The sequence below is a fragment of the Streptomyces lydicus genome (assembly GCF_000717345.1).
Taxonomy (GTDB): Bacteria; Actinomycetota; Actinomycetes; order Streptomycetales; family Streptomycetaceae; genus Streptomyces; species Streptomyces lydicus.
Window position 1 is genome coordinate 59,264 of the sequence record NZ_JNZA01000025.1, and the last position, 26,682, is coordinate 85,945.

At 70.8% G+C, this 26,682-nt stretch carries 20 protein-coding genes; 13 read left to right on the forward strand and 7 right to left on the reverse strand.

The features are described from left to right. The first annotated feature begins 65 nt into the window (after positions 1-65). The 4 genes from rbfA to OO62_RS23220 all read left to right on the forward strand — a co-directional run bounded on the left by rbfA (position 66) and on the right by OO62_RS23220 (position 6,534). Positions 66-521, forward strand: coding sequence for a 30S ribosome-binding factor RbfA (gene rbfA, locus OO62_RS23205; RefSeq protein ID WP_033269484.1), 456 nt, complete (start codon positions 66-68; stop codon positions 519-521). Then, complete coding sequence (gene truB, locus OO62_RS23210; protein ID WP_033269485.1) at positions 518-1,447, forward strand: tRNA pseudouridine(55) synthase TruB; 930 nt, start codon at positions 518-520, stop codon at positions 1,445-1,447. The genes rbfA and truB overlap by 4 nt, the downstream gene beginning before the upstream one ends. A 242-nt stretch (positions 1,448-1,689) precedes the next feature. Then, positions 1,690-5,424, forward strand: a complete 3,735-nt coding sequence (locus OO62_RS23215; RefSeq protein WP_033269486.1) for a S1 family serine peptidase — start codon at positions 1,690-1,692, stop codon at positions 5,422-5,424. A gap of 165 nt (positions 5,425-5,589) precedes the next feature. Further along, entirely contained in the window at positions 5,590-6,534 is a 945-nt protein-coding gene (locus tag OO62_RS23220) for a bifunctional riboflavin kinase/FAD synthetase (protein WP_033269487.1), read from the forward strand. Positions 6,535-7,087: 553 nt separating this feature from the next. On the opposite strand, the gene OO62_RS23225 is transcribed toward OO62_RS23220, so the two are convergent. The 3 genes from OO62_RS23225 to eccE form a co-directional block, all read right to left on the reverse strand. Beyond that, positions 7,088-9,772, reverse strand: coding sequence for an SCO5717 family growth-regulating ATPase (locus tag OO62_RS23225; RefSeq protein WP_033269488.1), 2,685 nt, complete (start codon positions 9,770-9,772; stop codon positions 7,088-7,090). 332 nt (positions 9,773-10,104) lie between these two features. Beyond that, complete coding sequence (locus OO62_RS23230) at positions 10,105-10,956, reverse strand: hypothetical protein (RefSeq protein ID WP_033269489.1); 852 nt, start codon at positions 10,954-10,956, stop codon at positions 10,105-10,107. Further along, positions 10,956-12,182 carry a type VII secretion protein EccE gene (gene eccE / locus OO62_RS23235; RefSeq protein WP_033269490.1) on the reverse strand — a complete coding sequence of 409 codons (1,227 nt, stop codon included), beginning with the start codon at positions 12,180-12,182 and terminating at the stop codon, positions 10,956-10,958. The genes OO62_RS23230 and eccE overlap by 1 nt, the downstream gene beginning before the upstream one ends. Here eccE and OO62_RS39695 point away from each other — a divergent pair. The 8 genes from OO62_RS39695 (at position 12,176) to OO62_RS23270 (ending at position 20,058) form a co-directional block, all read left to right on the forward strand. Further along, positions 12,176-12,367 carry a hypothetical protein gene (locus tag OO62_RS39695; RefSeq protein ID WP_129322874.1) on the forward strand — a complete coding sequence of 64 codons (192 nt, stop codon included), beginning with the start codon at positions 12,176-12,178 and terminating at the stop codon, positions 12,365-12,367. The genes eccE and OO62_RS39695 overlap by 7 nt on opposite strands. 161 nt (positions 12,368-12,528) lie before the next feature. Then, complete coding sequence (locus OO62_RS23240; RefSeq protein ID WP_033269491.1) at positions 12,529-14,166, forward strand: type VII secretion protein EccB; 1,638 nt, start codon at positions 12,529-12,531, stop codon at positions 14,164-14,166. A gap of 366 nt (positions 14,167-14,532) precedes the next feature. After that, positions 14,533-14,856 carry a WXG100 family type VII secretion target gene (locus OO62_RS23245; protein ID WP_033269492.1) on the forward strand — a complete coding sequence of 108 codons (324 nt, stop codon included), beginning with the start codon at positions 14,533-14,535 and terminating at the stop codon, positions 14,854-14,856. Positions 14,857-14,972: 116 nt separating this feature from the next. Continuing rightward, entirely contained in the window at positions 14,973-15,266 is a 294-nt protein-coding gene (locus tag OO62_RS23250) for a WXG100 family type VII secretion target (protein ID WP_030414182.1), read from the forward strand. A 315-nt stretch (positions 15,267-15,581) separates the two neighbouring features. Beyond that, positions 15,582-16,697: a type VII secretion-associated serine protease mycosin gene (gene mycP / locus OO62_RS23255; RefSeq protein WP_228332545.1), complete on the forward strand. Its 1,116-nt coding sequence runs from the start codon at positions 15,582-15,584 to the stop codon at positions 16,695-16,697. 21 nt (positions 16,698-16,718) lie between these two features. Beyond that, complete coding sequence (locus OO62_RS23260) at positions 16,719-17,066, forward strand: hypothetical protein (protein ID WP_033269494.1); 348 nt, start codon at positions 16,719-16,721, stop codon at positions 17,064-17,066. Between the two features lie 40 nt (positions 17,067-17,106). After that, positions 17,107-18,639: a hypothetical protein gene (locus OO62_RS23265; protein ID WP_051733536.1), complete on the forward strand. Its 1,533-nt coding sequence runs from the start codon at positions 17,107-17,109 to the stop codon at positions 18,637-18,639. A 90-nt stretch (positions 18,640-18,729) separates the two neighbouring features. Then, the gene (locus tag OO62_RS23270) at positions 18,730-20,058 is read left to right on the forward strand and encodes a S8 family serine peptidase (protein WP_033269495.1); all 1,329 of its coding nucleotides are present in this window, start codon (positions 18,730-18,732) and stop codon (positions 20,056-20,058) included. A 165-nt stretch (positions 20,059-20,223) separates the two neighbouring features. On the opposite strand, the gene OO62_RS23275 is transcribed toward OO62_RS23270, so the two are convergent. Then, complete coding sequence (locus tag OO62_RS23275) at positions 20,224-21,252, reverse strand: WXG100-like domain-containing protein (protein ID WP_033269496.1); 1,029 nt, start codon at positions 21,250-21,252, stop codon at positions 20,224-20,226. A 134-nt stretch (positions 21,253-21,386) separates the two neighbouring features. Then, positions 21,387-21,716: a WXG100 family type VII secretion target gene (locus tag OO62_RS23280; protein WP_033269497.1), complete on the reverse strand. Its 330-nt coding sequence runs from the start codon at positions 21,714-21,716 to the stop codon at positions 21,387-21,389. Positions 21,717-22,261: 545 nt separating this feature from the next. Here OO62_RS23280 and OO62_RS40845 point away from each other — a divergent pair. Beyond that, a complete protein-coding gene (locus tag OO62_RS40845; protein WP_228332546.1) occupies positions 22,262-22,837 on the forward strand; it encodes a lysoplasmalogenase in 576 nt (191 codons plus the stop codon). 150 nt (positions 22,838-22,987) lie between these two features. Here OO62_RS40845 and OO62_RS23290 read toward each other — a convergent pair whose 3' ends face one another. Together OO62_RS23290 and OO62_RS23295 are read right to left on the reverse strand one after the other, a co-directional pair. Beyond that, a complete protein-coding gene (locus tag OO62_RS23290) occupies positions 22,988-24,319 on the reverse strand; it encodes an SUKH-4 family immunity protein (protein WP_033269498.1) in 1,332 nt (443 codons plus the stop codon). Next, positions 24,316-26,493 carry an ATP-binding protein gene (locus OO62_RS23295; RefSeq protein ID WP_228332547.1) on the reverse strand — a complete coding sequence of 726 codons (2,178 nt, stop codon included), beginning with the start codon at positions 26,491-26,493 and terminating at the stop codon, positions 24,316-24,318. Before OO62_RS23295 ends, OO62_RS23290 begins: the two co-directional genes overlap by 4 nt. Between the last annotated feature and the right edge of the window lie 189 nt (positions 26,494-26,682).

Genomic DNA, 26,682 nt, shown 5'->3' on the forward strand with positions numbered 1-26,682 from the left:
CTGGTCACGGGGCACGGCGCCGCCGGTGGAAGCACAATTGTGGAAGACAAGAAGGAGACGGACCAGTGGCCGACAATGCGCGGGCGAAGAAGCTGGCGGACCTCATCCGGGAGGTGGTCGCCCAGAAGCTGCAGCGCGGAATCAAGGACCCGCGGCTCGGTTCGCACGTGACCATCACGGACACCCGGGTCACCGGCGACCTGCGGGAGGCTACGGTCTTCTACACGGTCTACGGCGATGACGAGGAGCGGGCCAGCGCGGCCGCCGGACTGGAGAGCGCCAAGGGCATCCTGCGCTCCGCGGTCGGCGCCGCGGCCGGCACGAAGTTCACGCCGACCCTGACGTTCGTGGCGGACGCACTGCCGGAGAACGCCAAGACCATCGAGAACCTGCTCGACAAGGCACGGGCCTCGGACGCCAAGGTGCGCGAGGTCTCCTCGGGGGCCCAGTACGCCGGCGAGGCCGATCCGTACCGCAAGCCGGGCGACGACGAGGACGACGAGGGCACCGGCGCAGAATGAAGCGTGAGAGCAACAAGCCGGGCGGCCTGATCATCGTCGACAAGCCGTCCGGCTTCACTTCGCACGACGTGGTGGCGAAGATGCGCGGCATGGCCCGCACCCGCCGGGTCGGCCACGCCGGCACCCTCGACCCGATGGCCACGGGCGTCCTCGTCCTCGGCCTGGAGCGGGCCACCAAGCTCCTCGGCCACCTCGCACTGACCGAGAAGGAGTACGTCGGCACGATCCGGCTCGGGCAGACCACGATCACCGACGACGCCGAGGGCGACATCACCGCGTCCAAGGCGGCGCACGGCATCGCCCGCGAGGACATCGACGCCGGCGTCGCGCAGCTGTCCGGCGCGATCATGCAGGTCCCGTCGAAGGTCAGCGCGATCAAGATCGACGGCAAGCGGTCCTACTCCCGGGTCCGCGACGGCGAGGACGTGGAGATCCCGGCGCGTCCGGTGACCATCTCCTCGTTCGTCGTGCACTCCGCGCACGAGGCCGAGGCGGAGGACGGCACCCCGGTGACCGACCTGCTCGTCTCCGTCGAGTGCTCGTCCGGTACGTACATCCGCGCCCTCGCCCGTGACCTGGGCGCCGGGCTCGGCGTGGGCGGCCACCTGACCGCGCTGCGCCGCACCCGGGTCGGCCCGTACAAGCTGGACCGGGCGCGCACGCTGGAGCAGCTGCAGGCCGCGGTGGACGATCCCGAGGGTGGCGGCCTGCCGGTCATGCCGGTCGGGGAGGCCGCCGAGGCGGCCTTCACCCGCTGGGACGTCACCGAGCCCCAGGCCCGGCTGCTGCTGAACGGCGCGCGGATCGCCATGCCGCACTTCGAGGGCAACGGCCCGGTCGCCGCCTTCGGGCCGGACGGCCGTTTCCTGGCGCTGGTGGAGAACCAGGGCGGCAAGGCGAAGAGCCTGGCGGTCTTCGCCGTCTAGGCAGCAGAGCCAGGGCACGAAGGTGGTGGAACGCGGGCCGTCCGGACCGGCTCGGGAACCGGTCCGCGCTCCACCATCCCCCTCCGCCTGATCTCTCTCCAGCGCGTTACCGGCATTCACTCATTCGGTGAGGCGCTCGGAGTGAATCAAGGTGTGGACGGGGGCGCTTTCCCGCAGCAGCCCACCGCGACGATCACCGCCTGCTTACCGTCGGAGAACGGAACAGGCGGGGAGGATCGGCAATGGCGTTGCTGGATGCCGATGCGGACGTGGCACTGGTGCGCATCCGCGATCTGGCGGGTCGGACACGCGGCACGGGGTTCCTCGCGGACCACGACGGCACGGTCGTGACCAGCCACGAGGCGGTGGACGGGGCGGAGCGCCTCGTGTTGCAACCGATGGTGCAGTCCCCGGATGCGGGTGCCGGCGCCACCGCCTGGACGCGCCCCGTGGAGCCCGGGGCGATCACCCCGCTGCCCGAGACCGGGCTCGCCCTCGTACGGACCGACGCGTTGCGGCCGCACGGCCTGGTGCCGCTGCCGATCGCCGCGGGCCGCCCCGCCGCCGGCACCGCCGCGCGGCTGTGGGCGGGCGGCTGGCTGGACGGCACGGTCGTCGGACCGGGCCGCGACGTGACGTACACCGCGACGGACCGGGTCCACCTCCTCGACGAGACGCTCGAACTGGGCCTGTGCGCGGGCGGCCGGGAAGCGCTGCGGCTGGGCGGGCCGGCGGTCGGCGGGCCGGTGCTGGACGCGGGTACCGGCGTGGTGCTCGGCGTGCTCGGCACCGCCCTGCACAGCGGGCGCCGGTCCGGCGGCCACGCCATCGGGCTGCGCGCGGTCGCCGAGGCCGCGCCCCGGAGCCCGCTCGCCGCGCTGCTGGAACGCAACGCGGCCACTGTCCCCGCCTACGGCAGCGAACTCAACCCGGCCGGCGCGCTGCGGCTGACCCTGCTCACGGCGGAGGCCGCCGGGCGGCTGCCGCGGGACCCCGTACCCGTCGAACGACCCGAACTGACCGCGGAGTTCACCCGCTTCGCGGAGGACGAGGGCACGGCGCCGGTGCTGGGCCTGGTGGGGGACCCCGGGACGGGACGGAGCACGGAGCTGGCGCGGCTGACCGAGCGCCGCGCGACGGGCCCGCACCCGGCGCCGACCGTCCGGCTGTGCGGCGCCGAGCTGCGCGCCGACGACGACGGACTGCGCACCGCGGTCGGGCGGGTGCTGCGCTCGGCGGGCCTGACCCTCGCCGCGTCCGGCCGCACCGCCGGCGATCCCACGGACCTCACCCCCGACGCGGTGGCCCGGCTCGCCGCCGCGGCCGGCCGCCCCCTGCTGGTGCTCCTGGACGCCCCCGAGGAGATGCCGCCGGAGCTGGCCCGGCCGGAGCGGCTGGCCGCCTGGACCGCCGCGACGGGCGACTGGCTGCGGACGGCGGGGGTGCGACTCGTCCTCGCCTGCCGCCCGGAGTACTGGGAGCGGACCGGCGCGCTCTTCCCGTCCGGTCTGCTGCACCGGCCGCAGCGCCCGCTGCCCGGCCTGCCCCCCTGCCTCGGGATCGGGGACCTCGCCCCGGAGGCGGCGGAGCGCGCCCGCGGACGCTACGGGCTCCCGCCCCGCGCGACCGCCCCCCAGGACGCCGGCCACCCGCTGGCGCTGCGGCTGCTCGCGGAGGTCCGGGAGGCGCTCGGCCAGGGCGACGCGGGCGGGCACGGCCCCCACGGGCCGGCCGCGGCCCCCGACCGCCACCAGATCTTCGACGCCTACCTGAGCCTGGCCTGTCTGCGCATCGCCCGGCGGATCGCGGACGGGCACCGGCCCGCGCCGCGCGGCACCGCCGTGCGCCGCCTGGCCGCCCAGGTCGCCGGCCAGGTGCACGAGGCGGCCCGCCGCTGTCTGGGGACCGGCCCGGGCACGCTGGACCGCACCTCCTTCGAGGAGGTCTTCCCGCCCGGCGCCGGCTGGGCCGCCGCGGTGCTCGCCGAGGGGCTGCTGGTGCCGGCCGGCCCCGGATACCGCTTCGCGCACGAGGAGTTGGCGGAGTGGCTGCAGGGCGCACACGTCGACCTCGAGCTGCTGCCCGTCCCCGGAGGCCACCGCATCGGGCCGGCCGTCCAGGGGCTGCTGCTGCTCGCCCGGCGCGAGGGGAAGGTGCAACTGACCTTCCGGCTGGCCGAGTTGGTGCCGATGGTCACCGCGCCCGCCGCCGGGCCGCCGGTCGCGCAGGCCGAGGACGGCCGCCGGTGGGCCGCCCAGCTGCTGGCCGGTGTGCTGCTGCGGGTCCCCGACGCCGCGCCGTACACCGGCGTGCTGCGGCTGCTCGCCGACCGGATCACCGAACGGTCACTGCGGGCGGGTGGCTTCGCGCACACCGGGCTGGAGATGTTCGGGCCGTGGTTCTGGGAGCGGCTGGCGCTGGCCGACGAGGACCGGATGGACCTGTTGCGCCGCCTGCTGCCGTCCGACGGCCCGCCCGCCGCGGCGCGGCAGCCGGACCGCGCCGCACCGCCCCCCGGCCACCGCACCTTCGCCCAGCCGCCCCGGGTCCGCGTCCACCCGGCCCCGGGGGAGGGCACCCACGCGGCGGACCCCCACGACGAGCCCACCGGGGAGGAGCCCGCCCACGGAGGAACCCCGGCCCGCCGCGACGGCACCGCGCCGCCCCCGGAACGCTTCCTGGACACCGCGGCCGGGCTGCTGCGGGCGGCTCCCGAGCGGATCCAGCCGCTGCTGTGCTCCTGGTTCGACGACATCCGTCCGCTGCAACGCCCCGCCGCCCCGACCACTGATCCCGACCGGGCGGTACCTGCCGCTCCCCGTGAACTCACCGTCGCGTCCGCCGCACAGGCGCTGCTGCACACCCACCGCCGGCGGGCCCCCGACGCCCTCCTCGACGCCCTGGTGGCCGCCGTCCACCCCAAGGGCGACGAACTGCTGGAGGCCCTCGCGGAGGACGAGCCGGCGGCGGTCTGCCGCGCCGTCGACCGCTGGGCGCACGACGAGGACCCCCGTCGCCGCCTCGCCGCCGTCTCCTACGGGCTGCGGGTGGCCCCGTACGCCACCGGAGCGACCGACCGCGCGCTGGTGCGCCAAGCGGCCCTGCGTCTGCTCTCCCGGGCCGAGGACGAGGCCCACCACGGCTCCGCGCTCGCCCTGCTGATCGGCGATCCGGCCGCCCGTCCGCGCTTCCTGGACCGGGCGCTGGCACGCTTCGTCGCCGGAGACCCGCAGCTGCCGCCGACGGCCTTCGAGGGTGCCCTCACCGACGACCCGGGCCGGGTGCTGGCCGCCTTCCGCGCCCGGCTCGTCGGCGACGAGGGGCCGCCCGTGGCGGGCCCGCTGCTGCGGATGCTCGCCCGCCTGGACGCGCCGGAGATCGCCGCCCGCACCGCCGGGCTCGTCCGTGCCTACGCCGGCCACTGCCCTGACCGCGCCGCGCACCCGGTGGCCGCGTTCGTCGGCCACCGCCTGGAGCGCGGGCCGGCCGCCCGCGCCGCGCTCCGCCCGCTCGCGCTGGAGCTGCTGACGGGCTACCCCGTGCCGGTGCGGTGCGCCCTCGCCGCCGTACTCGCCGAGCCGGGCTCCGGCGACTCGGCCCCGCTGCGCCGCGAACTGCTGGAGGTGCTGCTCGCACGGGAGGCGTGGTACGCGGAGACGGCGACGCACGGCGCGTACACGGACCCGGGCACCGGCCGGGACACGCGCGTCCTGGAGGCACTGCTGCGGGTCGCCGCCGAGGGCGCCGGAGGGCGGCCCGAGGAGCGCACCCGGGAGCTGGTGCACCGGGCCGGGACGCTGCTGGCCCGCACCCCTGAGGGCGCGGCCTGCTTCGACCGGCAGCTGGCGGAGCTGGGACGCCGGGTGCCCGGCTTCGCCCGGCGCGTCCAGGGCTGGGTCGCGGCCGAGCCGGGGGAGTGGGCGGCGGTGGTGGGGCCCGGCGCCCGAGCCACGCTCGCCGGCTGCCCGGGAGGCTGAGGAACGGCCGGGCACCGGGCCCCGGCCACGGCCGGCGGCGGTCCACCGGAGGCCCCCCGGGGCCCCCTTCGCACAAAGCACCACCCGGGGCATGGCAGTCTTAGACCTGCGCCATGCCGACGTGGCGCAGTGGACTGACGAGAGTTCGGGCGAGGAGCGGGCACAGTGCAGCGCTGGCGTGGCTTGGAGGACATCCCCGAGGGTTGGGGACGCAGCGTCGTCACCATCGGCTCGTACGACGGAGTGCACCGCGGCCACCAATTGATCATCGGGAAGGCCGTCGAGCGCGCCCGGGAGCAGGGTCTCCCGGTGGTCGTCGTCACCTTCGACCCGCACCCGAGCGAGGTCGTACGCCCGGGCACTCACCCGCCGCTGCTGGCGCCGCACCACCGGCGTGCGGAGCTGATGGCCGAGCTGGGCGTGGACGCGGTGCTGGTCCTGCCGTTCACCAAGGAGTTCTCGAAGCTGTCGCCGGCCGACTTCGTGGTCAAGGTGCTGGTCGACAAGCTGCACGCGCAGGTCGTCGTGGAGGGCCCCAACTTCCGCTTCGGGCACAAGGCGACCGGCAACGTCGACACCCTCGCCGAGCTGGGCAAGACCTACGACTACACCGTGGAGGTCATCGACCTCTACGAGCGCGGCGAGGCGGGCGGCGGCGAGCCGTTCTCCTCCACGCTCGCCCGGCGGCTGATCGCCGAGGGCGACGTGGCCGGTGCGAAGGAGGTCCTGGGGCGGCCGCACCGCGTCGAGGGCGTCGTCGTACGGGGTGCCCAGCGCGGCCGTGAACTGGGCTTCCCGACGGCCAACGTGGAGACCCTGCCGCACACCGCGATCCCGGCCGACGGGGTCTACGCGGGCCTGCTGCACGTCGAGGGCGAGGCGATGCCGGCGGCCGTCTCGGTCGGCACCAACCCGCAGTTCGACGGCAAGGTGCGCACGGTCGAGGCGTACGCGATCGACCGCGTCGGGCTGGACCTGTACGGCCTGCACGTCGGGGTGGACTTCCTCGCGTACATCCGCGGCCAGGAGAAGTTCGACACCCTCGACGCGCTGCTGGAGCGGATGGCGGTCGACGTGAAGCTGGCCCGGGGGCTGATCGCGGCGGGCTGAGGTGCCGGCTGGGCGGTTGGCCTTTTCGGCCGGCCTGTTTTCCGGCCGACGAGGCTGCTGTTGTTTTTTTCTGCGCCGCTTGGTTTTCCCGGCTGCTTGGTCTTTCCCGGCCGCTCGGGCTTTTTCCCCACTGCTTGGTTTTCCCACCGCTTGGTTTTTCCCCGCCGCCCACCCCCCTTCGGGGGGTGGGCGGGTGTAGTGGTGCGGTTCGCGTGCGCAAGTGGTGCGGTGCGCTGATGTGTTGCGGCGGTTTGTGAGCCGGAGTGCCGCGGTTCGCGGGTGTGGTGGTGCACTCAGGTGGCGCGGTGCGCGAGCTGGAGTGCTGCGTTTTTCTGGCGGGCTCCGGTGCCGTGATCGCGTGGTTGCGACGCCGCTCGCCGTTCCGCCTCGGGCGCCTCAACTCGGCTTGTTCCAGGGGTGGTTCGGCCGGGAGTCGTTCACTCGTCCGGGGTACGCAGTGCTTTGGCGGCAGGCAAAAGGCGGGGCCCGGCACTGATCAGTGCCGGGCCCCGCCTCTGTTGCGCCGTGCGACGCGTCGTGCGCGCCGCGTGCCTCACTGCGGAGGCGGTTGCTGCTGCCAGCCCGGTGCGAGACCCGGCTGCTCCTGCTGCGGTGCGTCCGGAGCGGGCTGCTGCTGCCAGTGAGCCGGCGGCTGGGCGGGCTGCTGGGTCCAGCCCCCCTGCTGCGGCGGGTAACCGGCCGGCGGCTGCCCCTGCTGCGGCTGCTGCTGCCCCTGCTGGGGGTGGCCGCCCTGCTGGGGGTGCCCCTGCTGCGGCTGGCCCTGCTGGGCGTACTGCTGCTGGGCGTACGGGTCGCCGCCCATCTGCTGCTGCGGATACATCCCCTGCGCCTGCTGGGCGCGCGCGAAGTCCTCGGCCACCAGGGCGGAGAGGTTGAAGTACGCCTCGCGGGTCTTGGGGCGCATCATGTCGAGGTCGACCTCGGCGCCGGCGGCGAGATGCTCGTCGAAGGGCACCACGACGACACCGCGGCAGCGGGTCTCGAAGTGCGACACGATGTCCTCGATCTTGATCATCTTGCCGGTCTCGCGGACACCCGAGATGACCGTGATGCCGCGCTGCACCAGGTCGGCGTAGCCGTGCGCGGACAGCCAGTCCAGCGTGGTGCTGGCGCTGCTCGCACCGTCCACGGACGGCGTGGAGATGATGATCAACTGGTCGGCGAGGTCGAGCACTCCGCGCATCGCGCTGTAGAGCAGACCGGTGCCCGAGTCGGTGAGGATGATCGGGTACTGCCGACCGAGGATGTCGATCGCCCGCCGGTAGTCGTCGTCGTTGAAGGTCGTCGAGACGGCCGGGTCGACGTCGTTGGCGAGGATCTCCAGACCCGAGGGGGCCTGCGAGGTGAACCGCCGGATGTCCATGTAGCTGTGCAGGTGCGGGATGGCCTGCACCAGGTCACGGATGGTCGCACCGGTCTCGCGGCGCACCCGTCGGCCGAGCGTGCCGGCGTCCGGGTTGGCGTCGATCGCCAGGATCTTGTCCTGCCGCTCGGACGCGAGCGTGGCACCCAGTGCGGTGGTCGTCGTGGTCTTGCCGACACCGCCCTTGAGGCTGATCACCGCGATCCGGTAGCAGGACATCACCGGCGTACGGATCAGCTCCAGCTTGCGCTGCCGCTCGGCCTCCTCCTTCTTCGCGCCCAGCTTGAACTTGGACGGCTGGGCGTTGGCGCCCGGCTTCCGCTTCTTGGGCTGGTTGCGCAGCAGTCGGTCGGAGGTCAGCTCGACGGCTGCGCTGTAGCCGAGCGGAGCTCCCGGCGCGGCCCGCTGGGGCTGCTGGCCGGGCTGCGAGTACGAGGCGTAGTTCGCCGCCGCGTTGGGGTCGGCGGCCTGCTGCCCCGGGAGCGGCTGGTACTGCTGCGCCTGCTGGGCCTGCTGCGCCTGCTGGGCCTGCTGGGCCTGCTGCGCCTGCTGGGCCTGTGCTGCCGCCGCCTGTTGGGCCGCCTGCTGGTCGTACCCGGGCTGCGCCTGCTGGCCGCCCTGCTGCGGGTAGTGCTGGGCCGCCGTCTGCGGGTAGCCGTACGCGGGTTGCTGAGCGGCCGCGTTGGGGTTCTGCGGCTGCTGCTGGGCCTGCTGGGGGTAGCCGTACCCGGACTGCGGATAGCCGTACGCCGGCTGCTGCTGCGCGGGCGCACCCTGCTGCTGTTGCGGATAGCCGGCCTGCTGCGGGTGCTGGGCCTGCGGGTAGCCGGCCTGCGGCTGGGCCTGCTGAGGGTGCGGCTGCTGGGCCGGAACCTGCTGCTGAGCGGCCTGGTGGTGCTGTGCCTGCGCCGCCTGCTGCGCCTGAGCGGCCTGCTGAGCCTGCGCCATCCGCGGGTCGGCGGGCTGGAACTCCGGCGGCAGCGGCGGCAGTCCGCCCTGGCCCGGGACGCCCTGCGGCTGACCGTCCGCGGGCGCGCCCCACGGAGCGCCCTGCTGCGGGTAACCCTGCTGCGGGACGGCCTGTTGGGGCGCCGCCTGCTGCGGAAGAGGCTGCTGCGGGACGGCCTGCTGCGGCTGTGGCTGGCCCTGAGCGGTCTGAACGGGCTGCCCGGGCTGTGCGCCGTGCTGAGCGGCCTCGGGGGCCGGCTGGACGGGCGCAGCGGCCTCAGGGGCCGGAGCGGCGCCCTCGGCAGGCGCGTCGGACACGACGGCCTCCGGCTGCGGTGCCGACAGCGGTGCCGAAGCCTCCGTAGCCGTCGGTGCGGCCTCCGGCTCCGAGGCCGTTGCCGTCGCCGGCTCCGCGTCGTCCTCGTCGTCGTCCCAGAGGGAGGCCGACGGGTCGACACCCGTACCGGAGCGCTGATTGCCGGAACCGGCAGCGCTGTTCGCGGCCGGAGCGGTCGCCTCCGCGGCAGCCTCCGGCGTGGCCGGTGCGGCACCGGTGTCCTGGGGGCGCAGCGTCGGGAAACCGGGCGGTGCGGCCTCGACCGGAGACGGCGCCGTCGGCGCGCCCGACTGCGGAACGCCGGGCACCTGCGCGCCCTGAGAAGAGCCGGTCACCGGCTGGCCCATGGGCGGCCCGGGGGGCTGCGCCACGGCCGGCGGAGTGGTGGGCGAAGTCGCAGGAGGAGCCGCAGGAGTGGCTGCGGCACCCGCGCCGCCACCACTGGTGTCGGTGCTCGCGTACCAGGCCGGCGCGGCAAAATCGATCTTGAACTCGCCGGTCAGGTCGAACTCCGACTGGTCGTCGTCAGGATCGTTTCCGTCCGGACGGAAAGCCTCCTGCTCGTTCACTGTGCCTCCTGGTGTACTGCAACGCACCTGAACGGCAGGACCGGATACAGGCGGATTGTTCGGGTGTAGCGGAAGTCGGAACACACCACCCGGGGTTGCGCCAACACTAACTGTCTCCATCCCCGTGTCGACTGCCGTAGTGCCGTGCTCCCGCGGCTCTCCCACACAGCCTAATCAAGAGTCGGCCCATAACGGCAGTCGATGTCATGTCGTCTTCAAGCCCTTCGGCACGCCTACGGGCGCACCCGAGGATGCGCCCGTGGGGGGTGTGCCGGCGGCCGGTTGCCCACGAGAGCGGTCGCACTCCGCGAACAACTGGCCGCAGTACCAGGTCAGTCCATACGACGCGGCCCACCGAGCAGGTTGGTCTCCGCCTCCGTGGGCTGGGTCATGACGAACTGGTGGCCGCCGTCACGACGGCACCACAGCATGGCGTTGTCGCTGAGCGTCGGCAGCACCGCGCCGACCTGCTCGGGCAGCCGCATGATTCGCGTCACAACCTCCGCCTCCTCGGGCGAAAGCCGCTGCAGTCCGACGAGGTCGGCCCGGCTGAGCATCTGCGGCGACCGCGGCCCGAGGAACGGCAGCACGGTCAGCACCGACTGCCAGGGGCTCGGGGCGAGCTGATTGCGCGGCGGCCGCGCGCCCATGTCCCGTACGACCAGCACCGGGCTGGAAACCGACGGTCCCTGGGGCGCGATCTGGCGCACCTCGTGCACCGACACGCACTGCTGCCCGCCGCCCGCGTTCTGCGCCATCTGGGCCCAGGCCGGCGGACGGGCGGTCTCGACCGCCACCCGGGCACCGGTGGCGACCGTACGCAGCGCCAGCACCTGCGCCATCCACATGCTGCCGACCAGCGCGATCTCCAGCGGAGCGGGCCGCAGCACGCTCAGCACAGCGGGCTTGTTCTGCGGATCGATCCCGATGATCACGCCGTCGTCGCCGACCGGCAGGGTCAGCGAGGCGAGCGACTCGGCCGTCAGCACGTGCGGGCTGCGCCGCGGGCCGCGCAGGCCGAAACCGGGCCTGGGCCTGGGACCGGTCGGGCCCGACTGCTCCTGCTCCGGGCGCGGCTGGTGCGAGAGCCGGCGCCCGCCGCCACCGCCGGGGGTGGCCAGCGGGGGGTTGCGCCAGCCGTCGCCGCTGGTGTTGACGCGGGGCTGATAGGTGGGAGAGGCCATCAGCGGGTACCTCCGAGGGGAAGCGTGGCCAGCAGGCCGGGCAGCTGTTCGCGGTCGAGCCGTACGAGGCCGACCTTCACCGAACCGGAACGGCGCTCCAACTCGCTCTGGGCGGAGGAGAGTTCGTTCTCGCTGCGGGTGGAGAGACGGACGTAGCCCGTGATGGCCGGGGCGCGGCCGCCGCCGTGCGTGGCGGTCAGCGCGAAGGTGCTGGCCATCGCCCTGGTGCTGGTCAGCAGCTGGGTGACGGCCGCCAACGGCGCACCGCCCTGGCCCAGTTGGGGCCACCGGCCGATCCAGTAGGTGGAATGCCAGCGGTCGTCGCAACGCATCGCCCGGGTGGTCTCCTGGGTGCGCCGGGCCGCCCGGCCGTCGCGCCCCATCGCGCCGTTGGCGGCCCGCGGGCTGACGCAGACCGCGGTGCCGATGGCGGCCACGACCTCGCGCTCGGCGAGCACCCTGGCCCGTACGCCGTGTGCGGTCAGCCGGCTGACGAGCTGATCGGCGGCGCGCAGCAGGGAGCGCTGGGCACCGTCCATGCCGCCGCCGCGGGCCTCGATGGCCTCCGAGCACAGCTCCGGATCGAGCTTGAGCGCGATCCAGGTCAGCTGGATGGCCGGCGTCTGCTCCTGGGCCTGCAGCGGCGCGTACGAGCGGGCCGCGACGGCCTGTTCGGGCAGGTGCGGCGCCGGCGCGGGCTGGGTGTACTGCACGAACTGGACCGACTCGAGGTGGATGTCCTCGATGTCGAGGGCGGTGTGCAGCACGTCGAGGGGCAGCATGTGGCTGCCGCGCTGCGGTCGCAGCGGTTCGTCGCGGGCGTCCACCTGAACAATGGCCGTCAGGAACGTGCCGTCGCCGACAAAGCCAATGGCACGCTGATCTGATTCGGTGGTGTATTCGTAAGTCCGCAGTGCCGGCTCGCACTCCACGACGGGCGCGAAGGCCGGGTCGACACCCTGCGTGGCGGCGAGTGCGGTGGTGCTGTCCTTGCCGCGGCGCTTCATCGCGCGCACGGTCGTGATCCATTCCGGAAGCGGAATCCGGCGCCGGCGACCGAGTGCGAAGACGACCAGCACGGCCGCCACGACGATCGCCGCGGTCAATGCGGCGGGGTGGATGGACCAGCCCACCAGCACCAGCGCGGCGGCGAGTTCGATGATGGCCAGCTGCTGGACGCGCACCCCGCCGATCGTTCCCGCCTGTTGGCGCAGCCGCGGTGCCACCGGACCGGCCGGACGACCCGAAGAACTCCGGCCGCCATTTCCTCTATTGCCCGGAGCTGTACCGTTTTGGTCAGCGTTTCCCGCATATTGCGGTGCAGCAGAAGGCTGTTGCTGCTGTTGCCGCCCATTGCGGCGTCGAGCCCTGGTGGCGCTGGACATCCCCCGGCCTGCTCCTCTACTGGTGATGTGGGCCTCTAGGCGTATCGGCCGCCGCTGAGACTGGTGCGTTGGAAGGTGGCACCCGTACCGTACGGGTCGATCGACACACGGCATAGTAGAGGGCGCTACGGCGTGAGTGCCGGGGGCGGTTCGATGTGGATCCAACAGGCGGGGAGAGAAAGCAACAATGGCATCACGTCGGGACGAGCTGAATGCGTATTCGTTCGCTCGAAAGCGTACGAATGCGGCATTTCTGAAGCCGCTGCCGAACGGTTCGATCGAGAGCGCCCCCAAGCCGCTCAAGGCGGTGGTGCCGAGCATCGTCGTGGGCGTGCTGATCCTCGTCGGATTCGGCGCCTGCGGCATTATCAAGCCCGTTGCGCCGCAGGGGTGGGACACGGTCGGGGCGAATGTTCTCGTCGGCGATGAATCCACCACGCGTTATGTCGTTCTGCCCAACACCGACTCGGACGGCCACAAGCAAAAGCTGCTGCACCCCGTCCTGAATCTCGCCTCGGCCCGGCTCCTCCTCGACCCGGACAAGTTCAACGTCCTCAAGGTCAAGGAATCCGAACTGGACGGAAAGCTTCCGCACGGCCCGGCCGTCGGCATTCCGTACGCGCCCGACCGGCTGCCCAACGCGAAGACCGCGGACAAGCCCAAGGTCTGGGCGGTCTGCAACCGCCCCGGCAGCGGCACCAACAGCAAGCCCCAGCAGTCCGTGTTCGTCCTGGACGGCAAGGACAAGCAGCTCGTCAACGACACCACCAAGGGCAAGCTCGACTTCCACCACGCGCTGTACGTCGAGGACGAGCAGGGCAAGCGGTGGCTGGTCGACCACAACGGCATGGCCTTCGCCTTCGACTCCTCGTTCGGTGGCTGGAAGTCGTCACAGGGCAAGCAGACCGGCGACGACACACTGCGGCGCATCATCTTCGGCTCGGCCGAGCCGCAGAAGGTGACCGACCAGTTCATGAACACCCTCATCAAGAGCCCCGTCCCGCTCACCATGCCGGTGGTGCCCGGCGTCGGCTCCACGACCACGAGCACCGAGGTCCCGGACGCGGCAAAGAAGGTCGGCTCGCTGCTCCAGGACAGCGACGGCCAGAAGTACGTCGTGATGAAGGACGGCGTCGAGCAGGTCTCCAACTTCGTCGCCAACCTGCTCGCCCAGGGCCCGCCCAACGCGGGAGTGCTGCAGCCCGACGGCAAGGAACTGAAGCCCGAGATGATCGCCACGGGCCGGGTCCACCCCAAGCCGGACGAGGCCAACCACCCGATCACGTTCTGGGGGAAGTTCCAGGGCATCGACCTGCCCTGGCCCACCGAGGACATCAGCGCCTCGAACGACTTCAAGAGCGGCTCCCAGACCGGCGGGCTGACCACCCCCACGGACAACGGCGTCTCCTGCAGCGTCTACAACGGCACCAGCACCAAGTACCCGGGCGCCGACAAGCTCGGCTTCCCGAACGGCGTGCCGGACATGGGCACCTGGGTCGGCAAGGACTACCCGGCCAAGATCGCCCCGGGTGCGACCGCGTACGTCACCCCCGGCAGCGGTCTGCTCTACCGGCAGGTGAGCACGCCCTCCGCGACCTCCGGCAGCCTCTTCCTGGTCACCGACACCGGTCTGCGCTACTCGATCCCCGAGAACAACGACGGTGCCGACAAGGCGGGCAAGGCGGACCAGGACCAGGGGCAGTCGCAGCTGCGTCTCGGCTACAAGGGCGCGCACCCGCCCCTGGTGCTGAAGGCATGGTCCGAACTGCTCTCCGCGGGGCCCTCGCTGGACGCCCAGAGCGCCAAGAAGCCGCAGGCTTCCTGAGCCGACGGGGCCGCGCCGGCAGCCTTTGAGCGACGAGGCCGCGCCGATCGTCTCCGGGACGATCGGCGCGGCCTCCTGCGCTATCCCGCCGGTGATCTCGCGGCTGATCGCGGAGGCATATTCACGACGCGGTCACTTTTCTAATTCTGACCGATAGCGCCACATCTGCCCGAATTCCCTGAACGACGTTTCCCCAACGGGGAGTTGACAATGTTGTGATCCCGTCACAACAGTCCACCCCCTGTTGGGAACAGGCGTGTGGAGTGGTTAAAGTGGGCGAAGGCGTCAGCAGGAGATGCCGACCACGCAAGCCGGCTAGCCGGCGCAGCGCGGGACAACGTACAAGTCTCATGGGGGACGTTGACTATGGCTGGTCAGCAGTACACAACCACCGAGGAGGAGATGGTCGCGTTCAGCGGCAAGATCTCCTCGGTCAACCAGTCGATCCAGGGTGAGATCTCCCGCCTGAACACGGTCGTCGACACCATCACCTCCGGGTGGAAGGGTGCTGCGGCCTCCTCGTACAACCAGCTGCAGTCGCAGGTGAACGAGGACGCCAACCGTCTCAACCAGCTCCTGGGTGAGATCAAGGAAGCGATCGACGAGACCACGAAGAACTACTCCGCCTCCGAAGAGGAGCAGGCGCAGTCGATCTCGCACATCTCCGCCTCGGCTTCCCCGTTCGGATGATGGGGCCGCGTCGCTGACCGCGACGCACGGCCATTCGCCGCACGAGAGCCGGCCCTCTGCGCCGGCCCGTCGCGGTATGCGATTCGACCAGCAGCATCAACTCCTGAGGAGACACCATGTCAGGCCAGATCCTCGTTAATTTTGCGACGATCCAGCAGGCCAGCTCCGACGTGCGCGGTACGGCCAACAACATCCGCCAGCAGCTCGACGACCTCGAGGCCGGCGTGAAGAAGATCGCCGCCAGCTGGGAAGGTGCGGCGCAGGAGGGCTACCAGGCCCGCCAGCGCGAGTGGGACCAGCGCGCCGCCTCCCTGCACTCCACGCTGGAGGCCATCGCCAAGGCTCTGGACACCGCCGCTCAGAACTACCAGTCCACCGAGCACAAGAACGCCGGTATCTGGGGCGGCTGACCAGCCTCAGTACAGCACGGATGGCGATCGGCTGAGCAGCCCCCACGGCTCGCACAGTGGTCAATGAGGGCGAGCGCGCTGCATCAGTGCGCTCGCCCTTCTGCCGTCCGCACCCCCTCAGACCTGAACCCCCTGGACTTCTCACCCCTCGCTTCGTCCCTTCCGCCACACATGGAGAGCAGACAACCCGTGGGATCTCGCGCCATTGGTCTTCGAACCGGGCACCGTCGCCGAGCGGCGGGCGCGCTGGTTACGACGGCGTGCATTGTCGGCCTGTCGGGCGTCGCGGCCGCACCGGCGGTCGCGGACGAGAACGTGCCGCTCCAGAGCGGCGAGTGCAAATTCGGCACCGACAACATCAAAGAGACCCCCTGGTCGCTGCAGCGCCTCCTGACCAGTCAGCTCTGGGCCAACAAGAAGATGGGCCAGGGCATCAAGGTCGCCGTCATCGACACCGGTATCGACGCGGGCAACAAGCAGCTCACGGACGCGATCGGCAGCGGGGGCGCCACCCTCGTCAAGGACGGAAAGGCCACCGACGACAAGGTCGGCCACGGCACCAAAGTGGCGGGCATCATCGCCGCGCGGCCGATAGCCGGCTCGGGTTTCTACGGACTCGCGCCCAAGGCCACGGTCATTCCGTTCCAGCAGACCTCGCAGGAAAAGGCCGGCGATTCCAAGACGCTGGCGACGGCGATCAACAAGGCCGTTTCCCTGGGCGTCGACATCATCAACATCTCCCAGGGCACGGCCGCCCCCCGAGCTCTTCTCGGCCCCCTCGAAGCAGCGATCCAGAACGCCGAGCACAGGAACGTCCTCATCGTCGCCTCCGCCGGCAACGGCGGCGCCGACGGCGGCGAGAAGAACATGTTCCCCGCCGCGTATTCCGAGGACTACCCCAACGTCCTGGCGGTGGCGGCCTCGGACCGCAACAACGAGCGCGCACCCTTCTCGCAGTCCGGCAAGTTCGTGAACATCGCCGCCCCCGGCGTCGAGATGGTCTCCACGGTCCCCGACGGCGGCAACTGCGTCGACCAGGGCACCAGCTTCGCCGCGCCGTACGCGGCCGGCGCCGCGGCCCTCCTGAAGGCCAAGCACCCGAACTGGAAGCCGCAGCAGCTGATCTGGCACCTGGAGCAGACGGCGGAACGCGTGAAGCGCGGCCGGGACGACTTCATCGGCTGGGGCGTCGTCGACCCGGTGGCCGCCCTCAACGACGACACCACGCCCACCGGCCCGCCCAAGCCGGACCGGCCCTCGAGCGTGGCCGACGGCTCCAACATCCACCCGGTCGCCGTCAGTTTCGGTGAAAGCGCCGAGGACCGACGTGCCCGGATCTCCATCTACATCGTCGCCGGCGGCCTTCTCGCCGTCGGCACGGTAGTCGGCTGTTCCGTCGCACTCCGTGACTGGCGACGGAAGAACGCATAGCAAAACACGGGGAGACCAACCATGGCTAACGATTCCTACCGCGTCGATCTCGACAGACTCGACGAGGTCGTCAAGAAGCTCAACAACGTCCTCAAGGACATGCAGAGCGCTTCCGGCAAGGCCAAGAGCGGGACGCACCTGCCGGAGGGGGCCTTGGGGAAGGGCTTCGAGGAAGAGGGCGAACTCCGGAAGACTCATGATGAGTTGAAGGGCTTCATCGAGCAGAAGGTGCTCAACAAGCTTGAGCGTCTGATCGATGATCTGCAGAAGAAGACTTCGAAGACTCATGGCGCCTATCAGGACCAGGAGCAGAACACGAGCAATGCGATGAACAAGGGCCACACTTCGTCGCAGAACAAGTACTCCTGAACGACGGTCATGAGCTCGCAGAGGAAGAGGGGGCAGGGGCGTGGGTAGCTACGCGGACAATAAGTACGCACCACAGGACAAGTGCTATGCCATCGAGAACACCACGAAGTTCTACAAGATCGACTTCACGTCGCTGAAGGCCATGGTGGCCGATGCGAAGCCGGAGACGGTCGCCGGCGTTGCCCACGCCTGGGAACAGGTGCACAACTCGATGGTGGTCGACAACGGCGGTGGCATCCGCGCGTATTTCGACAAGGCCATCGACGAGGTCTTGCAGCACTGGGAGGGCGACGCAGCGAAGGCATTTCGCGAGCGCGCCAAGAAGATCAGCGAGAGTATTGGGAACGGAGCTCTCTACGCCAAGCACGTGAGCGAAGGCATGGGCCGCGCGCACGAGGCCCTGAGCGCTTACAAGCAGCACCTCGACGGCATGGAGATGCCTGACTGGGGCGACCGTGCCTGGGACTGGGCCACGGACCACATCGACCGCCAGGACAAAAACGCTGACGCCCAGCTTGCCAGCGGCAAGAGTGCGACGCAGGTCGTCGAGGACAACGAAGACGACCTGTCAGCGCAGAAGGAGACGCAGCTGAAGGCTGCGGCCACCATGGAGTACCTGGGGGCTGCCTACCGGACGAACGCGGCCGCTATTGGTCAGCTGAAAACCAGTGGTGTTGACGACCCGAATGAAGTCTCGCCGCCGGACACTCCGAGTATCCCGCCGGTTCACTACCCTCTGCCGGCAAGCGTCACCAGGCCCAAGGGGACGTCGAAGGGCTCGCTGAAGCCCATGGGCCAGGGGCCGGGCTTCTCGAACGACGGCCTCAAGACTCCGGGGATCAGCGGCGGCATCGGCAACACGATGCCGGGCAAGGCGGGGCCCTTCTCGCCCAGCGTGGGTACGGGGCTTGACAGCTTCACCCCGCCGCAGGGTGTTGGTGGCGGCGGTGGCACCGGCGGCGGTGTCGGTGTCCCTGGCGGCATCGGTGGCGGCGGCGGTGGCGGCGGCTTGAGCGGCGGCGGTGGCGGCGGTCTCGGCGGTGGCGTCGGCGTGCCGGGCGGCATCGGAACCGGTGGTATGTCCGGTGGCCGCGGCGGCGGGTCTGTTGGTGGTCGAGCCGGTGGGGCCGTTGGCGGTCGCGCTGGTGGTACCACTGCTGGTGCCGGTGCTGGTGCAGCCGGTCGTGGTGCCGGCCGGCCTGGCATGCCCGGTATGGGTGGTGCCGGTGCGGCTGGCGCCAAGGGCGGAGCCAAGGGCGCGGGCGGTGCAGCGGGTCGCGGTGGTGCCCTCGCTCGCCAGAAAGGTGGCGTCATCGGTGGCGCTGCCGGAGGCAAGGGAGCCGGTGGCTCACAAGGCGGATCGGGTCTGCATCGGAGCCGTGGTGGCGCTCAGTCGGGTGCCGCGGCGTCCGGGAACAGCCGTCGTCCGGCTGGGATGCCCGGTGCGCACGGTGCACACGGCGCCAAGGCCAAGGACAACAAGGGCCAGAACGGCGAGCGGCCGGACTACCTCGTTGAGGACGAGGAGACCTGGACTCCTGAGCGCAATGTGGCCCCGAAGGTGATTGAGTAGCTAGCCTGCGGGTGTGACAGCGGCGGAAACGAGTTGGGCCCGCAGCCTTCGGGCTGCGGGCCGCAACCTGTTGAGGAGAGGTCTTACAGCATGAGCTTCACGCGGACGCTGCGTGCGGTAGGTGGCGTAGCGGTGGCAGGAGCGCTGCTCTTCACCGCCGCGCCGACTGCTTCGGCGGACTACATCAGGGACGGACAGTGGGCGCTTGACGCGTTCAATCCGCAAAAGGTGTGGAAAGAATCGACCGGTAAAAACGTCACCGTGGCGGTCATCGACTCTGGTGTCAACGGGCAGCACGTAGACCTTAAGGGCAATGTGCTCCCGGGCAAGAATTTCGATACCGGCGGCGGCACGGCAGATCACGAATCCGGTGACGATCATGGTACCGCCATGGCGGCCTTGATCGCTGCTCATGGGCATGGACCCAACCATGCGGACGGGATTATGGGCTTGGCCCCCGACGCGAAGATCCTCCCGATCAAGCTCAGCAATGTAGTCGGTGGGACAGAGAACGGTTTCGGCGACCCCATCCGATATGCCGTTGATCATGGCGCAAAGGTCATCAACATGTCTTTTGTGCGTTCTTCGATGAGTGATCAGGAGAAGGAGGCCATCAACTATGCAGTCAAGAAGGACGTGCTGCTCGTTGGTGGCTCCGGCAACGACGGCAGTGACCAGCCTGAATACCCGGCTGCAGCGCCCGGCGTATTGGCGGTCGGAGCAGTCGCTGAGAATGGCAAGGTCCTAGGGGAGTCGAACTACGGACCGCACATTCGCCTGATTGCGCCCGGCGAGAAGATCTACTCTGCCGGTACCTCCATGAAGTACCGGCAGGCCACCGGCACTTCCGACGCCACCGCCTACGTCTCCGCGGCCGCGGCCCTCGTGCGTTCGAAGTTTCCGAACCTCACCGCCGGTCAGGTCGCGAACCGTCTGACGAAGACCGCGATCACCCCGGACGGCAAGACGGGCATCAAGTCTCCCGACCCCAAGTACGGTTACGGCGTGATTCGTCCGTACCGGGCCCTGTCGGAGAACATTCCCGCCGGCCCGAAGAACGGTCCGCTCACCATGCCGAAGGATTCCGAGCCTTCGGCCGGTGCGGGCGCGAATGCGCCGGGGGAGAACCCTTCGGCGAGCAGCGGGGATGAGAAGAGTGGTCTGAGCCCGCTGATGATTGCCGGTATTGGTCTCGGCGTGATCGTCGTGCTGGGGATCGTCATCGCTGTGATTGTTGCCAGCAAGAAGCGCCGTAACGGTCCGCCTCCGGGAGGTCCTGGCTACGGCGGTGGTCCTGGCTACGGTGGCCCGGGTGGCGGCGGTGCGGTTCCCGCGCAGCAGCAGTTCGGCACCTACCCGCAGTCGGGGGGACCGGGCGCGTACCCGCCGGCTCCGCCCACTCAGCCTCCGGGGCGCTGAGGACTTCTCAGTCGTCAGCGAGGCGCGGGGTCACAGTTCATGACTGTGGCCCCGCGCTTTGTTCTTGTCGCCATGGGGCCCCAAAACAGCCCTATGCCCTTGGTCTTCGTGGAAGTCGTCCACGAAGACCAAGGGCATCACGGGGTGCGGGCGTACGAGGCCGGGTCAGCCGAAGACCGAGCGGACCTCGTCGGTGACGTCCTGGTGGCGGGTGGCGGCGCCGCCGGTGCGGCGGTCGACGTGGCGTTGGGCTGCGTCGAGGCCGCGGTTCTTGAGGTCGTCCTTGGCATGGTCGACGTAGGTGCTGGGGTCGGCGAGGCTGGTGACGCCGTCCTTGTAGTCCTGGGCGCCTTCCTTGATGCCGTCCACGTATTCGCCGGCCTTGTCCTTGGCGATGTCGGCGGTTTCGCCCCAGTCAATTCCGTCGCGGGCGCCGAAGTGGCTTTCGATGCCCTGCTGGGCGACGTTCTGGCCCATCTCCGTGGCGGCCTCTTTGGCCTTGTTCTTGCCCTCTTCGATGATCTTGTCTTTGGCGATTTCCTTCGCCTGGTCGACGACCTTGTCCTTGACGGTTTCCTTCACCGTCTTCTTGACGTAGTCGGCGGCCAGCTTGCGGGCTTCCTTGGAAACGGCCTTCTTCGCCATCTTCTTGATGGCGTCCATGGTGGCGTGCTCCATGGCCTTGGTGGCCGCCTCCATGACCTCGCGTTTGATCTTGTCGAGGATCTGGCGGACGAGCAGACGGGTCGCCTGCGTGGCCCCGGCGGCGCCGAGTTCGGAGAGGCCCAGGGTGAACGGCGCGGCGGCCTGTGCGGCGATGAGTTCTGCGGCCAGCATCACGAGCTGGACGATGACCGCGATCTTGCCGGCAAGAACGGCGATGGCGGCTGCGTCGAATGCGACGGCGATGACTTCGGCCGCGGCCGCGGCGTCGCGGAGGTAGTTGTCCCCGCTGTCCCCGCCGCCGGAGAAAGTACCCCACTCATTCGTGAAGCCCTCGATCGCTTCGCCGGAGTTGGCGGAGACAACTTCATTGGCTGCCGAGGAGCCGGAGGACGACGCCTGATTCACCGACTCGGCGAAATTCCGCCAGACCTGGGCACATTCGTGGAGCTTGTCCTCGTCGGCGTCCGGCCAGTTGTAGCCGAGCAGGTCGAGGACCCAGGCTACCTCGCTTGGCAGCGTCAATGACACAGTGATCGTCCCCCGTGCAGTTGTAGCCGAATGCTGAGTGAAATGGAGAGGTGCGGGCCAGAATCCGGGCGCAGAATGCGGCGGGGTGGGGCTCAGGCCACCGGGCCGGCGGGGAGGGGCAGCGGGCCGCGGCGTCAGATGACCGGACGGCCGACCGCGCTGATGGTGTGAATGCCCTGCTCATCCGAGTCGGCGTACGTGCTGGCCATGGTCTGGAGCTTGTCGCCAATGCCTTCGAGACGCTCGCCCAGGGAGTCCATCGACTCGAACATTCCATCCCTGATGGGCGTGTAGATCGTTTCGAAGATGTCGCCGAAGTCGCAGTTTTCCCAGGGGCTGCCGAGACCTTCGAGGTCGTCCTTCAGCTTCTTCGAAGCCTTGGAGAAATCGCTGCCGATGTGGACGAACGCGTTGCCCTGCGTGCGCAGCACATCCGGATCGACGTCAAATGCCTTGCCTGCCACCGTTGCCCCCGTTTTCAGCCGTGCCGCGTTGATTCCTGGCGCGATTCTAACGGTCCCAGGTTAGGCGATCTGAACACAGGCATGTCAAGGAGAGTGTGTGGAGGATACGTGGGTATCCGGGGGCTTCAATGCCGTTGCGGTTCTGGGGAATTGACCAGCCTGTGGCTTTGGCGGCATTGGTGAAACTTGTGGCGGACGGGGTGGATCCCTGAGCGGTGTCGACACCCTCGGCTGCTTCCGAAAGTGCAGGTTAAATATTGGTTCGCTGCAGGTCAATGAATGGGTGCGGGGGCGGAGCCGGGTGTGGGGTGGGGGCAGGGCTTTGGGGCGGCGTTTCGGTGGTTGGCGGTCTGCGCTCGGTGGGGGCGGCGTCAACCTGGACGTTGCCGGAAAAGGTCGTACGGGTGGGCGTGATCTGTTGACGGGGGAGGGAAGTGCGGTGGGCAAGGGGGGAATTGCCGCTGGTGAGCCCGGTGGGCGGGTTTACGTCTCCGGGAGGGAAGCCGGGCGCGTGGACGATCATCCGTCCCGTAGCATTCGCGCTCATGGGTGAACCCGGCAATGAAGAGCGTGACCTGCACGAGGATCGTGACGTGCACGAGGATCGTGAAGAGCGCGACGATCGCGCACCGCACGATGAGCAGGACGAGCGTGACGAGCACGGCGAGCGTGCGGCACACAAAGAGCGCGGCGAGCGCGCAGAGCACGACGGACGTGAAGGCCACAACGAACCCGTGGAACGCGACGAACCCGTGAAGCACGACGAACGCGTGGAGCGCGATGGTCGTGTGGGGGCCGAAGAGGACGATGCGTCAGGCGAGTTCGAGGAGCTTGACGAGTCCGAGGAGGAATCTGCGAACCGGGTGGGGCTGACTCCTCGCCAGGCCCGGCGGATACGCATCGTCCTGGCCTCGGTTCTGATGGCCGCGATGGCGGTGGTGCTGGTGGTGCGCCTGGCGTCGCGTACGTCGGTGCTGGTGGTCGGGGTGTACGGGGCGGCGCTGGTGCTCTGTGGTGTGGTGATCGAACTCAGCCGGCACGGGCGCACCCGGCTCGGCACCTGGTTGCTCGGCATCGGTCTCGTGGCCGCGCTGGCCTCGGACTGGCTGCTGTTGCCCTGAGGCCCGGGGCCCGCCCTCAAAAAACGGGCCAGGCCCCCCAAGCCCCGAAAGCTCAAGTCCCCAGGCCCTGAAGGCCCAGGCCCCGAATGCACACGCCCCCGAGCGGCCCTCTCCTCCGACGAGGGCCGCCCGCGGCACGCGGCAGAACAATCAGAACAAGCCGTGCCACATCTGCTCGATCACCAGGGACCACCAGTTGCCGGGGTCGTCCAGTGCCCAGGAGTCGATCGCGGCGATCTCTTCCTGGAAGGCGGCGACCGCGGTTCCGGCGGCGTACGGGTCCATGCCCTCCATCTGCCGGCGCGTGGTGACCAGCAGGACGAGCGAGCGCAGGTAGGCGGACACGGTGCGGTTGACGAAGCGGCCGCCGCCCGAGGAGGGCTGCACCGCCCAGACGGTGCCGACCAGGTTCTGGTTGTTCTCCGGCGCGGTGCACTGGACGGCGATGGCATAGAGGCCGTCCGTGCCCAGGCGGACGTAGCCGGCGAGGGTCTCCAGGGTCTGCTCCTGGGCCCGGGTGCCGGTCTCGCGCAGATGGGTCGCCATGTCCGTGAACAGCCCCCCGGGCGGCGGGCTGTCGGGACCGTCCGAGGTGAAGAAATACGGGACGGTGGCCGGCAGTCCGCCCCAGACCAGGGTGTTCCTGGTGGCCTCGGGCAGCTGGGTGGCGGCCAGGTCGTCGGCGTCGGGACGGCGTACGCCCTGCGGGCCGAAGACCTCGACGAGGTGCTTGCCGAGCGCCACGTCGCGCATCTGCGGCGCGGCCTCGACGCGGTCCGGCACCGGCAGCCGGTGCGGCTGCGGCGGCGGCTGCTGACCCGCCATCCGGTGCATCATCTCGACGTGCCGCAGCAGCCCGGCGATGCCCTCGGCGCGCTCCTCGGGCCGCATGCCGTAACCCTCGGTGCAGGAGAAGGCGGCGTTGGGGAACGCGCGGAGGACGAAGTCGCCGGGGTAGCCGCCGGGCAGCAGGGACGGCCGCAGGTCGGTGTGGAACGCGCGGACGGCCGCCGGGTCGACACCCAGCCGCCGCAGCTCGTCGAGGAGTTGGAACTCGACGGGCGGAAGGCCGGGGGCGGAGACCTTGACGAGGTTGGTCTCCTCACCGGTCGCCGGGTCGTCGTAGGTCGCCACGGCCGTGTTGCCGGGGCCGGTGACCGGCGGCAGGGAGGGCTCAGCCGGAGCCGCGGGCGCCCCGCCGCCGTGCTTCTGCTGGTACATCCGCACGACCTCGTCGACGGGTACGGACGGCCAGACCGTCAGTTCGCCCGAGGCCCGGTCGACGACACCGCACGCGGTGCCGATCTCGGCGGGCGGGCGGCGCTGCCCGGTCTCCGGGTCGACCTCCGGGGGCGGCGGTACGGCCCACACCACCCAGCCGAGGTCGAACTCCTGCATGGCCACCTCACGCGGCGGGCCCTGATGCCCTTCCGGGTTGAGCCAGCGGGCGGCGGTGGCGTGTGCCTGCGCCTGGGTGATCACGAGTGGTCTCCTTCGAGGCCGTGGGAAGCGTCGGCGTCAGTGGTGCCGGTGCGCTGGGCCGGCACGGAGGGGGCGGCGGGGGGCGCGGCCACCAGGATCTGGCGGGCGGTCACACCGCGTTCGGTGGCGACGACCAGCACCCCGTCCGGCGAGAGATCGGCGTCGGTGACCGGGGAGTCGGAGACCAGCGCAGCCACCATCCTCCGGTCGGCGCGCGCCCAGACCCGCAGATAGTCGGCGCCGCGGCTGAAGCCGAGCGGCGCCGCCGCCCGGTCCTCCTCCGACGGCTGCACGACCTGGGAGGGGTCGGCGTCCACGTACTCGGGGGCGCGCAGGTCGTGGAGGAGGAGGGCCGTACGGCCGCCCGCGGCCGCCGCGCCGTCCCCGCTCACGGCACCGACATCCTCCCCGGCGGCCGTCCCGTCCGCGGCGCCGGTCCCGTCCTGCGGCGCCACCGCGCCGTCCGCGGCGTCCGGCAGCGTACGGGAACCAGGAGTGCCCTCCGGGACGAGGAGCGCGGCGACGGAACGGGACACGGCCGTGCCGTCCTCGCCGGCTGCGGCCACCGATCCCGTCGTCACCGCGCGGACACCGGCCAGCGGCACGCTCCACAGCGTCCGCCAGGGAAGGCGGAAGCCGCGCGTGTGCAGCGCCTCCGCGTACGGCGCCAGCCCGTCCTCGACGAACGCGGACTCCAGGAACGCCGCCCGCAGGGTGGCCGATGCCTGGGAACGGGTGAGCAGGGGAGCGGTGCGCAGATAGGTACGGGCCGGTGCGCCCAGCTGCTCCAGGGGTACGGCCTCGATCGCGGCCCGCAGCGTCACCGGGTCGGCATGGGCGAACAGGCCCGGATCGGTGAGGAGTTGGGGCAGCAGACCGGCTTCGAGGGTGTGTGCCGCGAGGTGGTCGCGGATGTAGGGATCGGCCTGCGCCCAGTCCTGCTGGGGCACCTCCTCCAGCAGCGCCATGGCGATCCTGGTCTGGGTGTCCCGGACGTCGGGCAGGCCGGAACGGATCTCCTCGGCGAGGGCGGGGTGCATCAGGCGCAGCAGCGTACGGCCGGCACCGGCACCGGCCTCCGCGTCCTCCCCGGTCCCGTCCTCCCTGGTCCCCTCCTCGTCGTCCTCGGACGAGGGCTCCACCGGCTGGATGAACGGCGCCGCCAGCAGCATGCCGTCGGCGAGGTCCTGGCTCATGTCGCGCCCGGCGACGGCGTTCGCCAGCGTCCCCAGCAGCTGGACCGGCAGCCCGTCGCCCTCGGCGAACGCGAGCGGTGCCAGCATCAGGCGGAGGGTCTGCGGATCGGCGCCCAGCCGGCGGGCGTGCAGGTCGAGTGCCTCGCCGACGCTCGTGGGCAGCTGTGAGGCGTCCGCCGGGTCGAAGCCCTCGGGCTGCATGAGCAGCGACTGCACGGCGAGTTGGACGGTCAGCCGGCTGCCCGCGGCGCGCGCGGCCAATGCCTCGGCGAGCGCCCGGCGGGCCGCCGGATCGGTGGTGTACGGGAGCTCCGGCGCCCCGGAGCCGGCGTCGAGCGCGGTCTCGGCGTGCAGCACCAGGCCCTTGGGGTCGGCCCACTCGGGCGCGTCCAGATCGATGACCTGGACCTGGCTGGCGGGCAGCGCCCCGGCCAGTTCCGTGGCCAGCTCGCGCGGCACGTCGGCGAGCAGCTGAACCGTTTCGGTGGCCGCGAGCGGCGTGAGCACCTCCCGTACGACGCGGGTTGCCTCCTCGGCGGCGCGTACCGGACCGGCCTGGTCGACGTCGGGCACCACGATCGTCACCGGCTCATCACGAGCGGCGAGTTCGGCGAAGACGTCCTCGGTGCGGCCGGCCGCCAGCTCGAAGTGATCGGCGAGGAGCCACAGCACCTGCGCCGCGGTCCGCCCGGCCGCGCTCGGCACCGCGGGTGCCGGCAGATCCGGGGGCACGGTCGCCGGGTCCAGGTCGTCGATCGGCAGCTGCTTGCGGTACTCGGGATCGCACATCATCAGGAAGCCGGTGAGCAGGCGCGAGCGTCCGCTGCCCGGGTTTCCGGTGAGCACGATGACCCGCGGGGCACCCGGCCACCGCATGCGCCAGGCCGCCAGTGCGCGCAGTGCGGCGGTGCGGCCGCCGACGTACGGATGCGGTGTGTATCCGGCCGCTCGGGCGTTTCCTTCAGTTGAGGCGCTCATGGCTTCCTCGTCCCCCATCAATCCCGCCCTCCACCTTCGTGGATTCCTGCGTGTACCGGCTCGATCCTATGATCCGGGCCGCATGCCGGAGACGGCACGGGGTCGGCTGTACCGGAACTGGAACACGCAGGCCGGGGCGGGTGTGGGGGTGGAGCGCCGGTGTCTCGTGGGACGAGCGTGGCGCCGGTG